The 15930-nt window shown below is 35.3% G+C and carries 7 protein-coding genes and 1 CRISPR repeat array (1 of these 8 cut by a window edge); all 7 genes read left to right on the forward strand.

Going from position 1 to position 15930, the window contains the following annotated elements; all coding sequences use genetic code 11:
• Positions 1-249: direct repeats of the CRISPR family, unit length 36 nt; unit sequence ATCATATCACATCAAGATTTACAGGGGAATTATGGC (it extends 1763 nt beyond the left edge of the window).
• A 174-nt stretch (positions 250-423) separates the two neighbouring features.
• The 7 genes from BN985_RS16160 (at position 424) to BN985_RS16190 (ending at position 15430) form a co-directional block, all read left to right on the forward strand.
• Positions 424-1035: a DUF1819 family protein gene (locus BN985_RS16160; protein WP_198030023.1), complete on the forward strand. Its 612-nt coding sequence runs from the start codon at positions 424-426 to the stop codon at positions 1033-1035.
• On the forward strand, positions 1032-1613 hold the full coding sequence (locus BN985_RS16165) for a DUF1788 domain-containing protein (RefSeq protein WP_042224723.1): 582 nt from the start codon (positions 1032-1034) through the stop codon (positions 1611-1613). Before BN985_RS16160 ends, BN985_RS16165 begins: the two co-directional genes overlap by 4 nt.
• 14 nt (positions 1614-1627) lie before the next feature.
• Positions 1628-5170, forward strand: coding sequence for a BREX system P-loop protein BrxC (brxC, locus tag BN985_RS16170; protein WP_042224724.1), 3543 nt, complete (start codon positions 1628-1630; stop codon positions 5168-5170).
• Positions 5171-5231: 61 nt separating this feature from the next.
• Positions 5232-8774: a BREX-1 system adenine-specific DNA-methyltransferase PglX gene (gene pglX, locus BN985_RS16175; protein WP_042224726.1), complete on the forward strand. Its 3543-nt coding sequence runs from the start codon at positions 5232-5234 to the stop codon at positions 8772-8774.
• Positions 8775-8843: 69 nt separating this feature from the next.
• Complete coding sequence (gene pglZ, locus BN985_RS16180; RefSeq protein WP_042224727.1) at positions 8844-11408, forward strand: BREX-1 system phosphatase PglZ type A; 2565 nt, start codon at positions 8844-8846, stop codon at positions 11406-11408.
• Positions 11409-11427: 19 nt separating this feature from the next.
• Positions 11428-13458: a protease Lon-related BREX system protein BrxL gene (brxL, locus tag BN985_RS16185; RefSeq protein ID WP_042224728.1), complete on the forward strand. Its 2031-nt coding sequence runs from the start codon at positions 11428-11430 to the stop codon at positions 13456-13458.
• Between the two features lie 127 nt (positions 13459-13585).
• Positions 13586-15430, forward strand: coding sequence for a DUF262 domain-containing protein (locus tag BN985_RS16190; protein ID WP_042224730.1), 1845 nt, complete (start codon positions 13586-13588; stop codon positions 15428-15430).
• Positions 15431-15930 lie beyond the last annotated feature (500 nt).

A 15930-nucleotide genomic window follows, 5' to 3' on the forward strand; every position in this document is an offset into this window, starting at 1 on the left:
TTCCCCGCTAGATTTAATCATATCACATCAAGATTTACAGGGGAATTATGGCAGGAATATAGATGGCAACAGTTGGATTGAATCATATCACATCAAGATTTACAGGGGAATTATGGCAATGTGACGAGGGATACATTCGCATTGCAAATCATATCACATCAAGATTTACAGGGGAATTATGGCGTATCTGGAAGAACAGGAACAAACGCAAAAATCATATCACATCAAGATTTACAGGGGAATTATGGCCTTTTTCCTCTGGGAAGGAGATATTCTACTATCATATCATATTAAGAGAATTATGTTGAAAGTGATTACTATTGATGATAGCTAGAATAATATCTCATACAAAAGTTTACATATCATTACATGTCATGGCATGATAAAATAGGATTAAATACTGGCCCAAAGGAATGGAATAATGTGGAAAACAAACAGCAATATCGATCAACAATTAAGTCCCGACCATATTTTTATATGGAAACAAAGAAACTTGCAGAATTGGTTTTACAAGGATTTAACGAAATTGAATTAAAAAAACAGGTTGTTGAAAACAATATCTTTCAAGTAAAGACAGATGCACGAAAGAGGGAAATTGCTTCAGTAATCTTACAGAGATTGAAAGTTTTAGATGATTACCTTATTAATCAGTTAAATATAAGCGACATAGGAACAAGTAAATTAATTGTACTGTATACAATAATTAAAACAGACAGGCTTTTTTATGAATTTATGAATGAAGTTTTCAGTGATAAAATTGCCTATCGGGATCTATCTCTAACAGACAGAGATTTTAACATCTTTTTCGAAGGGAAAAGACAGCAAAGCGAAATAGTAGCTAAATGGAAAGAATACACGTTTTATAAGATACAACAGGTATATATTCGAATTTTATTTGAAGCAGGTATGTTGAAGAATCAAAAAGGAAACAGAGAAATTCTTGTTCCAGTTGCGAATCCAGATGTACTAGAACATATTAGGAATACCGATGATCCTAGGTTCATTAATTTAATTGTAGGGGGGACTTCAGTATGAAAACAATACAGGAACGATTAGATCAGATACTACCGAAGATCACGGATCCCTCTTTTAAAGAAAACAAAGGACTAGGAAATGAAGTAGGTTATCATATATTTGATTACCAACCAGAACAGGAGATGGTTGTTCGTAATCATGTGGCTTTTATAAAAGAGCGGATTAATAATGAGCAATCAGATCAACGAGTTGTTGAATTTGATTTATATGAAGTAATTCTGGATATTTTAGAAGAAAAAGGATATTTGCAAAAGAACTTCGAGATGGAACAAAAGAAAGGGAGTCAATTTATACTAAATGCCACGCGTAAATCACTACGCTTAACTTTAAATAATGATCTAGTGATCAAGTACATAGCAGACCGAGTACAGAAAAATGATCTTATATTTATAACCGGAATTGGCAAGGTATTCCCGATCATTCGATCTCATGTCATACTGAATAATCTATATAAAGCAGTAAACCAAATTCCAGTTGTATTATTTTTTCCAGGACGTTATGACGGACAAGAGTTAATGTTGTTTGGAGAAATTAAGGATGATAATTATTATCGGGCCTTTCAATTAGTGGATTACTAAAAGGGGGAAGCACCATGCAAATAAAAAAGATGTTTACACGGAAAATTGATCGTGATATTAAAGGTGTTGTAAAAGTTGGCCAGAATGACGATCAAAATATTTATCAAGAATTAGAAGAATATGTAGTCACAAACGAATTACAAAAACATATCGGTGATTTTTTTGCAGCATATAAAAAGGGGATCGACAGTCCTACGGATAAAATAGGTGTGTGGATATCCGGATTCTTTGGTTCTGGTAAATCCCATTTCTTAAAAATATTATCCTATTTAATAGAAAACAGAACGATTAATGGAAAAAAGGCAATTGATTACTTTGATGATAAAATTCAAGATCCAATGATTCTGGCAGACTTGAAAAAGGCAGGCGACATTACAACAGATGTGGTCCTTTTCGATATTGATGCGAAAAGTGAATCGGATTCTATGGCTGACAATGATTCAATTGTAAAAGTATTGAACAAGGTATTTAATGAAATGCAAGGGTTTTGCGGAGCGATTCCATGGATAGCTGAAATTGAGCGGAACATGCACAAAGACGGAACTTATGAGTACTTCAAAGCAACCTTCCATGAGATCTCCGGCAACCAATGGGAAAATGCACGTGAGGATTTCTATTATGAAGAGGATGCTATTATTGAGGCGCTGTCTAAATCAACACAAATGAGTGAAGCATCAGCACGAAATTGGTTTGAACGTGCTGAACAAGATTATTCAATTAGTATAGATCGTTTCGCAAAGCGAGTGAAAGAATATATCGATGAAAAAGGGAAGAATCATCATGTTGCATTTTTAATTGATGAAGTAGGTCAGTACATTGGTGACAACTCCCAGTCTATGCTGAACTTACAGACAATTGTTCATGAGTTGGGACACCAATGTAAAGGAAAGGCATGGATCGCAGTTACGAGTCAGGAAGATATTGACTCTGTATTAAGTGTAAAAGGAAATGATTTTTCGAAAATCCAGGGACGTTTTGATACAAAATTGAGTTTATCCAGTGCATTTGTTGATGAAGTTATTAAGAAACGTATCTTAACGAAGAATGAAGCCGGACAACAAACATTGGAAGAAGTATATCGCAAAAACAGTTCCATTCTACAAAATCTATTAACATTCTCAGATAATAGTGCGGAAATGAAGAAATATACAAGTGAACATGATTTCATTGATGTATATCCATTTATCCCATACCAGTTTAATTTGCTACAAAAAGTATTTACAGGGGTACGTATCCACGGGGCATCTGGAAAGCATTTGGCAGAAGGAGAACGTTCCCTGTTAAGCGCCTTCCAAGAATCTGCAGTTCGTTTTGCTACTAATAGTGAAGGAAAACTTGTACCATTTTCAGCATTTTATCAAACAATTGAAACCTTCTTGGACTCTACTATTCGAAGTGTCATTATTCATGCCCAGGGCAACGAGAAACTAAAAGACTTCGATGTGGATGTTCTAAGACTGTTGTTCCTCATTAAATATGTAAAAGAGCTTCCAGCCAATCTAGAAAATATCTCGACACTCTTGGTTGATCATATGGATATAGATAAAATAGAACTAAAAAAAGATATTGAAAAATCCCTGACGCGTCTTATTCAGCAAACATTAATTCAAAAAAATGGCGAAGAGTATATATTCTTAACCAATGACGAACAAGATGTAAATCGTGAGATAAAGAATATGCATGTGGAAACATCAGAAGTCATTCAAAAAATAGGGGAAGAAATATTTGAGGGTATCTATAAAGATAGGAAATATCGTTATTCATCTAAATATCATTTTTCCTTCAATGCCTTTATTGATGATCGTCCTGTTCGTACTCAAGTAAATGATATAGGCATAAGAATCTTAACACCATATGCGGATGCAACAATGGAGTATAATGCTTCAGAATTGAAAATGATGTCAATGCGCGAAAATAATGTCATTGTGAAACTACCACAGGATACATCTTATTTGGAAGAAATGGAAGAGATTTTAAAAATCCAAGCATATTTAAAGGTTAAGAGCGGAACGTCAGTCTCACAGGCGGTAGAAGACATTAAAACACGTAAAATTAGGGAAGTTGCTGATCGCAGGGAACGAATTACAACATACTTAACAGAAGCATTAAAGTCTGCGGAAGTATTTGTTAACTCACAGCAAATGGACATTACGAAGAAAAACCCTGTTGATCGAATTAATGATGCATTTCGTACATTAATTAAAACACAATATAAAAATCTAGATTATATTACAGAATTTGTTGATTCTACGAAAGGGTTACAAGACATTTTAACGGATTCTACGCAGTTATCTATGGATGATAAAGCTGTAAATCATAATGCGATCAATGCGGTCGATGACTATATTTCACGTCTTACGTCGAGAAAACAACAAATGACAGTCAAAAGCATACGTAATTATTTCGCAAATAAGCCTTTTGGGTGGCTGGAAATGGATATTACAGCATTACTACTCCATTTATTTAAATCACAAAAAATTAAGTTTCAATTAAATAGTAGTGAGCTACAGGGCGAGGATCCTAATTTTATTAACTATGTGACGAAACGAGATTACATTGATCGAGTTGTCGTTAGAAAACGAGAACAAATTTCAGCCTTATTGCTGAAAAATGTGAAGGATTTAAGTAAGGAGTTATTTGGGATATCAGCATTACCAACAGATGAAGATGGTCTGAAAAATAGGTTCAATGAATTACTAAGCCAGGAAAGGGATAAAATCACCGATTTATTAGCAAATTATCGCAATAAATATTACCCTGGGGAAGCCATTTTAATAGAGGGTAAGAAATTGATTGATGAATTAATAACCATTAATGATACAGCAACCTATTATAAAGAAGTTCATCATTTACGCCGTGAATTACAATCATATGCTGCTGACTCCAAAGAAATTAAAGGATTCTTCGAAAATCAACAAGATAAATTTGACCAAGCAATGAAACGATTAACGATCTTTGAAAATAACCGAACATATGTAACCGATGAAAAAATTAACCAAACGGTGGATGCAATAGAAAAAATCGTAAAAAATGCAGAGCCATATGATATGATCCAAGATCTGCCAGGCTTGTATCAAACATTTGATGATCATTTTGTCATATTACTAGAAGAAGAATGTAAGCCTGTAAAAGCAACCATACAGCGTGATTTGCAGGCTGTGTTAGAGGCATTAGAGAAGCATGAAGATATGCACCGTAAATTCGCTGGTACTTTCAGGGCGAGATTCCATACGTTAGAGGAGCGGTTGGGCACGGTTAATAATCTTTATGAAGCAATTGCGATGGAAGTGGAAAGTGATCGGTTAAAAGTTCGGTGTATGGGTGAATTAGAACGAGAATGGAATAGTCAAAAGCCTCCAGTTGTCGGCCCGGGACCGGGTCCTGATATAGTTTCACCGCCAACTAAACCAAAAAAGACTAAAACGTTGAGTAAAAACATGATGATTAAAGGAACAAAAACACTTAAATCCAAAGAAGATGTAGATACTCTTATTGAAGAATTAAGAACGAAATTAATGAATGAATTAGATGAAGATACAACAATCAATCTAGTTTAAATAGGAAGGGATAGACCTTATTAAAGGCTATCCTTCATTCCTATCATTGGAGGATGTAAGGATGAACAAGGGAGCAATAAAGAAGTTTGCCGTAACAGCTCGTGTGAAGTTAATGGAAGCAGTGGAACAAAAAGCCTTTGAATTAGGAATAACCAAAGAAGCAATAAAAGATGCAGAAGTCTATCAAGATGGATTTATGATTAACCAAAAGTTTTACAAAAAATATGAAATTAAACAACGTGAAAAGCTAGTACAAGAAATTCAACAAAAAGGGTATGACCAAGTCATTGAAGAAGTGGCCTATACATGGTTTAACCGATTTATCGCATTGCGTTTTATGGAAGCGAATGATTATTTGCCAACAGGTGTGCGAATTTTTTCTTCCATTGAAGAAGGGAAAAAAGACCCCGATGCCCTAACCGAAGTACTGATGCTTGTTGATGAGCTAGGACTTGATGAGCAAAAGGTATATGAATTGCAGGATACCAATGAGACGGAAGATTTGTTTAAATACATATTGATTAAACAATGTAACAAGCTTGGTGAGATCATGCCAATGATGTTTGAGGAGATTCAGGATTATACAGAACTGCTTATCCCAGACAATCTGTTAGTAGAGACATCTGTAGTACATGACATGGTGACAATGATTGACGAAAATGATTGGCAAACAGAAGTGGAGATTATTGGCTGGCTCTATCAGTATTATATTTCAGAAAAAAAAGATGCTGTATTTGCTGACCTGAAGAAAAACAAAAAAATCGCGAAGGAAAACATCCCCGCAGCAACGGAGTTATTTACACCACGCTGGATTGTTCAATATATGGTGGACAATTCTTTAGGTCGTTTTTGGTTGGAATCCCACTCCGATACTAACCTACAAGGTAAACTCCCATATTATCTAGAAAGTGCTGAGCAACCGGAAAGTGTTGTTAACCATCTTGAAACATTGAAAGATTCAAACTTGACCCCTGAATCGATAACGTTTTTCGATCCGTGCATGGGTTCAGGTCATATACTTGTATATGCGTTTGACGTATTGTATCAAATGTACAAATCACAAGGATATCGAGAACAAAATATACCTAAACTTATCATGGAAAATAATCTATATGGATTAGATATAGATCCTCGGGCGGCACAATTGGCTTATTTTGCGTTGATGATGAAAGCTAGAAGCTATAATTATCGATTATTTGATCAAGAGTTAAAAACGAATATTCGTTGGATGGAGGAAAGTAATCAACTAACAGAGCAAGACATTGAGATATGTGTCCGTGATACAGATCTAAAGAACGATATGACGTTGCTATTGGATACGTTTCATGATGCAAAGCTATACGGTTCTATTATAGAGGTGCCAGAATTAGATATTTCAAGCTTGAGAGAAAGAGCCAAATCTTTAAAAGAAAAAGAAAGCAATGACATGTTTGAGATAGATTTTAAAGATAATTCACTTACGGTAATAGAAAGAATAATTGATCAAGCTGAGATTTTATCAAAAGCATATGATGTTGTAGTAACTAATCCTCCTTATATGGGGCGTAAGGGAATGAATGCAGAACTTTCAAAGTATGTGAAAAAGAATTATAAAGATTCCAGTGCTGATCTATATGCTGTATTTATGGAAGTAGCTAGCCGGTCGGTGAGAGAGAATGGATTTATTGGCATGATTAATCAACATTCATGGATGTTCTTATCATCATTTGAAAAGTTGAGAGAAAGCATGTTACGTGCTCATCAGATTTATTCTATGGCTCATTTAGGCACTAGGGCATTTGCAGATATAGGTGGGGAAGTAGTGCAGACAACATCGTTTATCATGAGAAAGAGAGTTATTCCTGAATATGTTGCTACTTTTGTGCGTCTTACTGATTACAATAATGCGGAGGAAAAAGCAAGACAGTTTTTTAACAATGAATCACAATATAAACGAATTCAGGATGGGTTTGCAGACGTTCCTGGTTCACCAATAGCTTATTGGGCAAGTGATCAGGTTAGAAAAGCTTTCAGCCAAAATCCTAATTTAAGTAATTTTGCAGATGTAAAAAAAGGTAGCTTTACAGGCAATAATGACATCTATCTAAAATTGTGGCATGAAATTACTTATCAAAAGATAGGTTTTAATTTTAGTAATAGAGAAGAATCTAAAAAATCACTGTATAAGTGGTTTCCATATAATAAAGGGGGGAGTTTTAGAAAATGGTATGGAAACAATGAGTACGTAATTAATTGGGAAAATGACGGAGAAGAACTTCGAAATTTTAAAAAATTTGGAATGAGAAATCCTAAATACTTTTTTAAAGAAGGCATCACTTGGTCTTCTTTAACCTCTGGAGACGTTTCATTTAGATGGTCCCCTCAAGGGTTTTTATTTGATAGTAAGGGACCTATGATTTTCCCAAAAGAAAGTAATCTTATAGCTAATATTTTATCTTTAGTTAATTCGAAGATTTCGAATCGATTGTTGTCTTTATTAGCACCAACTTTAGATTTTAATCCAACACCAGTCAGTAACGTTCCTATCGCTAAAAACTTATTTAATCAACTGACAGAAGAAACAAACTTATTGTCTGAGAGTAATATTAATCTATCTAAATCCGACTGGGACTCTTTCGAAACGTCATGGGATTTCAAAATCCATCCATTTATCGAGTTTAAGCAAGATTCAACAAAGCTTTCTGAAGTATATTCAAACTGGGAGCAAGAGACTGAACACCGTTTTCAAACACTAAAAGCAAATGAAGAAGAATTAAACCGCATTTTTATCGATTTATACGGCTTACAAGACGAGCTGACTCCAGAAGTGGAAGATAAAGAAGTTACAATCAGGCGTGCAGATAAAGGACGAGATGTAAAATCATTTCTATCCTACACTGTTGGGTTAATGTTAGGGCGTTATTCTTTAGATACAGAAGGACTAGCATTTGCGGGTGGTGCTTTTGATATAGATAATTATCAATCCTCCAAACCGGATCCAGATAATGTCATTCCGATTACGGATGATACCTATTTTGAAGATGATATAGTTTCCAGGTTCATTACAATAATGAAAACAATTTTCAGCGAAGAAACCTTGGAAGAAAATCTTGATTTCATTGCCGATACCTTAACTAGAAAAGGGAATGAAACATCCAGACAGTGTATTCGTCGTTATTTCCTCAAAGAGTTTTATAAAGATCATGTAAAGACATATCAGAAGCGACCCATTTACTGGTTATTTGATAGTGGAAAACAGGATGGGTTTAGAGCACTTGTTTATCTTCACCGTTATGAACCGGGGTTAGTTTCAAGAGTGCGTACAGACTATTTGCATGCTCAACAACGAAAATATATGGAAGAGATAGAGCGTAAGGACATGTTGTTAGAATCAGATATTACTCAGCAGGAAAAGACTAAAGAGAAAAAAAAGAAAGAGAAGCTGCAAAAACAAGTGTTGGAGTGCCAGAATTATGATCAGGTTATTGCACATGTTGCAAATCAAAAGCTGGATCTAGATTTAGATGATGGTGTGAAAGTGAACTATGCTAAATTCCAGGATATAGAGGTCCCGCAGGGTGAAGGTAGAAAAGCCCTGAAAGCAAACGTGTTGGCAAAATTATAGAAGGGAAGATAGAGATTTAGCAAGTTATTGCTAAGTCTTTTCCTTCTAACTTTAAAGGGTGTGAATTGAATGAATTTGAAAGAAGTGCATCGGGTGTTAAATGATTTTTTTCATAAAGAATTAACGAATGGGCGAAAGCGGCATATTGTTTTTTGGTATGATGAAGAGGGTGAATTTGTTGACGATATTGAGGAAATAAATATTCCCAATGTACGTATATGGGAAGTAACGCCAAACAATTTATTTGCCACCAAATATGAGCTGGAGAAAAATGACCCAACAACTCACTTTCTTCTCTATGGAAAAATGGCTAAGCCAAACCCACGTGAGGATTGGTTACTAGATATTTATAAAGTAGCCTTCGAATTCGCTACAGATAAAACAACCGTTACGATGCGTGAATTAGGAATCCACGATGATTCGCTTAGAGAAACATTTAAGTCATATAAAGTGTTCTTTAATAATAAAGCCCGCTTCCAAGCATTCACTCGATTTCTTATTGATACGTATACCGAGGAATCAATCGACATGGCCGTTTTAGCAACATTATCGAAAAGCAAAACGAATTCGATGGACGAAGTGGTTAAATCTTTAATGCATGATTTCTTACATAAAGATTTGAAGTCTTGGGAAGCTATTCAAAAATATGGAAGTATCGATGTGTTTTGGAATCTGGTTGAAAAGTATTATGGATATACACTTCCTGAAAAGTCATTACAGTCATTAATGATCTATTTCATGCTAACTTATGTGTCAGAACAGAATCAAACATTAGAATTCCCCGAAACGTGGAAGAAGTATACAACGGAAAGACCGACAAATGTAGTTGTGTTTATGAATCAATGGATGAACCATCGTGACGATGGCAGTGTCTATAATCAGTTAGCTGATCAAGTAGAAGAAATTGTTAAAGTAGGTAATTATCTGTCCACATGGGATGTGGCGGAGATCATTCAGTTAGACGCATTCCGAACCTTTGATGAGAATATTATTGATTATATAGTGGAGCAATTAACAAATGATTTAACCGATTTTGAAGAATATGAAGAAATGATTTCGACACGTCGTAAGCTTCATTGGTACCCGGAATACAAGCATGAATATGAAGCAATGGCCCATGCTGTTTATATGCTACGACTTATTCACGAGAAAAATGATTTTATTCCAGAACAATCCGCATATAGTCTGTTTCAGACATATACAGAAGAGTTTTATAAAATGGACACCGCTTATAGAAAGTTTTATGTTTCTTATGATCAGTTGGAAGAAAAAGACAGATTGCATACGTTAAGAGCATTGATTGAAAACATATATTCCAATCATTTCATGGATCAACTTTCTGTGAAATGGTCTAGTAGTCTGGAACGGGTTGAAGGTGTGGGGTGGCCAGTGACAGGGGTATCCCAACAAAATGATTTCTACCGTAATTGGGTCCATCCATATGTGGTGGATAATGAACGTGTGTTTGTTATTATTTCGGATGCCTTACGTTATGAAGTAGCCCAGGAATTAATGCAAGTACTGAATAATGAGCGAAAAGCTTCGACAGGCATTGCGGCCGTTCAAAGTGTACTACCTTCCTACACTAGTTTGGGTATGGCGGCATTGTTACCATATAAAAACATGGCGTATACCAAAGATGCTAAAGTTTTCGTTGACGATATAAGCACCTCTGGAACGGAAAATAGGGACCAAATTCTTCAGCAGGCAATACCAGAAGCTGTTGCTATTCAATATAGTGATGTCATCGGTATGAGTCGAACGATGTTTAGAGAAGCTTTTAATGGAAAAAAAGTAGTTTATATCTATCATAATGCAATTGATGCAAGAGGTGACAATGCTTCAACAGAAATGGAAGTTTTTCAAGCGGCAGAGGAAGCTATTAGTGATATTCGTACACTTATTAATCAACTGGTAAACAATGTAAGTGCATCAAATATACTGATTACTGCTGATCATGGTTTCCTGTATCAAAGGGATGAACTTACTACTAGTCAGAAGTTGCCACAAGGTAAAGTGGATGCAACAGTAACTAAACGCAGATTTATGCTGAGTGAAACACCACCTGCAATAGAAGGTACGTTAACTTATCCGATGGGCGATCTATTACAACAAGATAACGAATTGTATGTGACTGTACCCAAGGGATTAAATAGATTTGCAATCCAAGGTGCAGGTGCTAATTTTGTTCATGGTGGCGCAATGTTACAAGAAGTAGTGGTTCCTGTAATTACATTTAAAAATGATCGGAGTAAATCTTCTATTAATATAGCAAAGAAGGTTGATGTAAAATTAACTTCTCCAGCAAGAAAGGTTACAAATACGATTACTCATTTAGAGTTTCTTCAAATAGAACGAATAGCAGTTAAAAAACTGCCACTTCATTTGAAATTGTATTTTGTTGATGAAAATGGGGAACGAGTTTCGAATGAGAATATAATTATCGCGGATAGTGATTCATCACAACCAGGGGAACGAACTTTCCGGGAGAAATTTATTTTTAAATCCATCGAATATGATAAACGAAAAACTTACTATTTAATTTTAGAAGATGAAACAGAACAAGTGGAGAGCCAATATGAACGTTATCCATTCACCATTGACATCGCCTTTTCAGATAAATATGGTTTTTAAAGATTGCGAGGGGAAGTAATTGGAGGACTTAAACGTAAAGCTAATTGAGCACTTCTCAGGTAAAGTTGTTCGAAAAGATCTAACAAAGAAAATTAAAGAAGGGGCAAACGTGCCTGTATATGTATTGGAGTATTTGCTTGGCATGTATTGTGCCACAAATGATGAAGACAGTATTAATGATGGCGTTGAACGTGTTAAAAAGATTCTCTCTGATAACTTTGTTCGTCCAGATGAAGCTGAAAAGATTAAATCAAAAATCAAAGAACTTGGTAGGTTTACTGTTATTGATAAGTTAACGGTTAAATTGAATGACAAACGAGATGTGTATGAAGCTGAATTTTCTAATCTTGGATTAAAAAGTGTCACGATTGCTTCTAACTATGTGAAAGAATTTGATAAATTATTAGCTGGTGGCATTTGGTGTATCGTTCAAATGGAATATTTCTTTGATGAAGAAGAAAGAGGAACCAGTCCTTTTACTATAGATAAAGTTACTCCAATTCAAATGCCAAACATGGATCTGGGGGAATTGTTCACATTAAGAGATCAATTCTCAAAGGAAGAGTGGATGGACGCAATCATTCGTTCTATTGGCATGGAACCTACCCAATTGGAGAATAACGTGAAATGGCACTTGCTTGAACGTCTTGTACCATTAGTGGAGAATAATTATAATCTATGTGAACTCGGGCCCCGTGGGACAGGAAAATCTCATGTTTATAAAGAACTCTCCCCTAATTCGATACTCGTATCAGGAGGACAGACAACAGTAGCAAATCTATTTTATAATATGTCTACAAGGCAAGTTGGCTTAGTTGGCATGTGGGACACGGTTGCTTTTGATGAAGTTGCTGGGATTACCTTTAAAGATAAAGACGGTATACAGATTATGAAGGACTTTATGGCTTCAGGCTCGTTTGCCAGGGGACGCGAAGAAAAGGCCGCATCTGCGTCCATGGTTTTTGTGGGAAATATTAACCAAAGTGTGGAAGTGTTGTTAAAGACATCCCACTTGTTTGACCCGTTTCCTGAAGCGATGGCATATGACTCTGCTTTTTTTGACCGCATGCATTACTATCTTCCAGGGTGGGAGATACCCAAAATGCGTCCAGAATTTTTCACCAATGATTATGGGTTCATTACAGATTACTTAGCGGAATTTTTTCGGGAGATGAGAAAACGGTCTTTCTCAGATGCAGTTGATAAGTATTACCGTCTTGGAAACAACCTTAATCAACGTGATGTCACTGCAGTAAGAAAAACGGTCTCTGGTTTAATGAAACTACTCTACCCTAATGGAAAGTTTGAAAAAGAAGATGTGGAAGAAGTATTGCGCTATGCATTAGTTGGGCGTAGACGTGTTAAAGAGCAACTGAAGAAAATTGGTGGCATGGAATTTTACGATGTGAATTTTTCATATATTGATATGGATACAATGAATGAAGAATTTGTAACTGTTCCTGAGCAAGGCGGCGGAAAAATCATTCCTGAAGGTTTAGGTAAACCCGGACACGTATATACTGTTTCCCATGGTAAAAGTGGCATGATGGGAGTATATAAGCTCGAAACAGAAATGGTTAGTGGCAATGGTAAATTTGAAAGAACGGGTTTAGGGTCGGACCGTGATGCGAAAGAGAGCATGGATACGGCTTTCCGATATTTTAAGGCTAATAATAAGAATATCAGTGGAACAATAAGCACTGCAACGAAAGATTATCTCATGCATGTACAGGACATTAACGGTGTTGGGTTAAATGGCGAACTGTCTTTGGCAGCATTCATTGCATTATGTTCAGCTGCATTAAATAAGCCTGTTCAAAGCCAGGTTGTTGTTTTGGGATCCATCTCAATTAGTGGAACGATACATAAGGTAGAGGAACTAGCCAGTATGTTCCAGGTTTGTTTTGATTCCGGAGCAAAAAAAGTACTACTTCCCATGGCATCTGCAGCAGATTTAGGCACAGTCCCTCCCGAATTGTATTCTAAGTTTCAATTGGCATTTTACCAAAGCGCGGAGGATGCGGTATTTAAGGCGATGGGTGTTGAATAATTTAAACTGGTCTCTTAACACCACTAGGAGATTTTAAACCCTCATTCTAAAAAGAGATCAGTGTATGAAACTATTTGTACTCTCCAATAAAACAGTAAATAATATTTTATCACGAGGAGTGATTCTAATGGATGTCGCACCAGAGAAACAAAATATTGAAAATTTATTTTCCAACACGAAATATTACATAGATTTTTATCAACGTCAGTACAAATGGAATGAAGAGCCTGTTAAACGGTTGTTGGACGATATATTTTACAAGTTTAATGTAGAATTTGAAAGGTTTAAAGATAATGATACCGAACTGGATAAATTAGTACAAAAATATTCCTGGTATTACTTAAATACATATGTAACCAACAGTGTAGATGGTAAGATTTACATAGTTGATGGTCAGCAAAGATTAACTACATTAACATTGATTTTAATGAAATTAAGACATCTAGCATTAGACTTCCAATCCGAAATTGATGATTGGATATCCACCAAAATTGTAGGACTATCTGGGTTTAAAAAGGATTTTTGGATGAATCATGAACAACACAAGTCAGCAATGAAAGAACTTTATGATGGAGTGAATCCGAACGATATTAATACATCAAGTGGAGTTACTGCCGTAAACATGGTGAAAAATTATAAAGCAATATCCAATTATCTTAATCGAGAACTGGAAGAACAACAACATAAATTTGAGCACTTTACCTTTTACTTCTTAAAGAGACTTGTACTTATCAATTTAAATGTTGAGCAGACTGATGTGCCAATGGTATTTGAGGTGATCAATGATCGGGGTGTTAGACTTAAGCCTTATGAAATATTGAAAGGTAAATTGTTAGGTCAGATTGATAAAGAAGAATTGGAAGAGTTGAACTTAAACGAATTATGGGACGGCCAAATAAACAGAATAAATACTTTTTACGATGATGGAATTGATGAATTTTTCATTTATTACTTACGGGGAAAATTTGCAAAAACGACTAATGATTCGCGTAAGTATGACAAAAATTATCACAGAACAATTTTCATAGATGAAGTGGAGCAAAAGCTAGAATTGAATCACAACTCTAAATCTGTTAAAAAATTTCTACAGAGTGATTTTAGATATTACACTAATTTGTATTTGAAATTGCTAAGTTACTATGATGAGGAAAATGAGGACTTTATGCATGTCTATTACAATAATTTAACAGATATGGATGGACAATTTATGTTAATTTTATCAGCATGTAAGATAGATGACGAATTAGAAGACGAAAAGATCAAATTAATTTCTTACCATGTTGACCGTTTGTACTCTTTGCTCCAACTTCAAAAAAGTTATGATAGTAATGACTTTAATGAAGCAATGTACGAAATTAGCAGACAAATAAGGAATAAGGATGATCTGGACGAAATTACGACTATATTTAATAGAATACTTATCGATATTATTTCGGAAAATCGGGGGCTAAATGCAACTCACTCTTTAAGCTATAGCCTCTTTAGGGAGACTGGCAATGAGCTAAATAAGCGTTTCAAACGTTATTTTTTTGCTAGAATTGAAAAGTTTATTGCCGATAATACAAATTTGAATATGAAGCATACTTTATATGATTTAGTAAAGAATACTGGCTCAGTAAATGGATTCCATATTGAGCATATCCTCTCTATGAACGCTGAGAATTTATTATTATTTGATAATGATGAAGAAAAATTTGAGAGAGAAAGGAATAGGATTGGTGGCCTTTTGTTACTAAAGGGTAGAGATAACATTTCTAGTAGTAATGAGCCTTACACAAATAAGTTGAAGTCCTATTCTAATACTCTTTATTGGAACGAAACACTGCGAGAGGATAATTATCATTCAAAGCTTGATTTTAAATCTATGATGGTTAATAATGATTTGGCTTTTGAACCAATGAATAGCTTCGGACAAGAAGAATTAGAAAAAAGACAGAAGTTACTTTTTGAAATTGTGAAAATTATTTGGTAGTAATTTTTTACTAGGTAAAACAGGAATAAGAAATCGGTCAACTTTTGATTTAGTTTTAAAACACCGGATTCTTTAACGAAGTGTTAAAAAGTCATATTCGTGGTATACTAATCGTAGATAAACATAATGTATTAAAAACCGTTCCATGCTGGACACATGGAACGGTTCCAATAGACCAACCCCAGCAAGTGGGGAGGTACACCTAGAGAAAGTAATCCCTCAGCGCCTGGCTAAAGCACATGAGGGATTATTTTTTTTGGTTCTTGTCAGACATGATAAACGCTATTAGCATCCCGAAGGATATCATTAACGTTAACACCGATTCAATCCCCATTGGCACCACCTCCTTTTTAGGAATCGTCCTAAAAAGAAAAGTGCACCGTCCCCTCATGTGATGCCAGTCTATTGTCTTTTTACTATAGCACAAATGTGCACCTTGTTGTTTAAGATAGTAGGATCTTTATAGCATGAATCAGGGAGTTATAGAGACTCGTCAGCAT

The organism is Oceanobacillus manasiensis (genome assembly GCF_000724085.1).
In the GTDB taxonomy this organism is placed as follows: domain Bacteria; phylum Bacillota; class Bacilli; order Bacillales; family Amphibacillaceae; genus Oceanobacillus_B; species Oceanobacillus_B manasiensis.

Bases quoted from the DNA above. Each gene is read 5' to 3' on its own strand.
- BN985_RS16165 (WP_042224723.1), top strand. From the start codon at position 1,032: ATGAAAACAATACAGGAACGATTAGATCAGATACTACCGAAGATCACG.
- brxC (WP_042224724.1), top strand. From the start codon at position 1,628: ATGCAAATAAAAAAGATGTTTACACGGAAAATTGATCGTGATATTAAA.
- pglX (WP_042224726.1), top strand. From the start codon at position 5,232: ATGAACAAGGGAGCAATAAAGAAGTTTGCCGTAACAGCTCGTGTGAAG.
- pglZ (WP_042224727.1), top strand. From the start codon at position 8,844: ATGAATTTGAAAGAAGTGCATCGGGTGTTAAATGATTTTTTTCATAAA.
- BN985_RS16190 (WP_042224730.1), top strand. From the start codon at position 13,586: ATGGATGTCGCACCAGAGAAACAAAATATTGAAAATTTATTTTCCAAC.